This is a genomic window from Bacillus sp. JJ1127, assembly GCF_036965845.1.
Taxonomy (GTDB): Bacteria; Bacillota; Bacilli; order Bacillales; family Bacillaceae_G; genus Bacillus_A.
In genome coordinates this window covers 9464-9915 of record NZ_JBALQK010000140.1, presented here as the reverse complement: position 1 = coordinate 9915, position 452 = coordinate 9464, and the positions used below count along the sequence as shown (strand labels likewise).

Annotated in this window: 1 protein-coding gene; it reads left to right on the top strand. The window is 29.9% G+C overall.

Going from position 1 to position 452, the window contains the following annotated elements; genetic code table 11:
- Positions 1–294: 294 nt before the first annotated feature.
- Positions 295–452: lactate/malate family dehydrogenase (locus V7183_RS14415; RefSeq protein WP_438825172.1), on the top strand; the 158-nt coding region annotated here is incomplete at its 3' end.

Here is a 452-nt window from a genome sequence, read left to right as displayed (position 1 = left end):
ATTTTTATTATATAATATAGCTTATTGATAAAATGAAATACTGAAATCACATTATTTTTATTCACAATCTAAAGAAAAGGCTTCCATTGAGATGGATTCCACCCCCACCATTATAACTTTATACTGTCTGTGAAAAAGTTCACAAATAGGTCATAATTTGTGAATGAATTCACAATAACTTATGCTACAATATGAATGTAAGGAAGTTAAACAACATTAAATTAGTACTTTAATTAATTACTTAAACAACATTAATAATAATAATAAATGTAAACAATAGAGAGGGGAATTATCATGAAAAAAGGTATCAATCGTGTAGTATTAGTAGGAACAGGTGCTGTAGGTTGTAGTTATGCTTACTCAATGATTAACCAAGGTGTAGCTGAGGAATTTGTACTTGTCGATGTAAACGAAGCAAAAGCAGAAGGGGAAGCAATGGACTTAAGCCATGC